The following is a 269-nucleotide window of genomic DNA, read 5'->3' as shown; positions in this document are numbered from 1 at the left end:
GGCGCGGTGCGGGAGCGGGCGGCTGCTGGTCGGCGGGCGGCTCGGCTGACGTCCGGTCACCTCACCTGCCCGGAGTCACAGTGTCACCATCCGCCGACACCGTGATTCCGACGGCCGGACCAGTCCGGTTCCACCCGGACCCAGTTGCAAGCGCCGGTGGCGAGGGCGACCACAGGTCCCGCGGCAAGGCCGCGTCAAAAGCGGGCCGGGGCCCGTATGAGCGGTGTCAGAACCGTCCCGGGTTGCTCGTCCACGGTCGCGCTGCGGTG

The organism is Streptacidiphilus pinicola (genome assembly GCF_003258295.1).
Lineage (GTDB): Bacteria > Actinomycetota > Actinomycetes > Streptomycetales > Streptomycetaceae > Streptacidiphilus > Streptacidiphilus pinicola.
Note: the sequence above shows the minus strand (reverse complement) of the source record.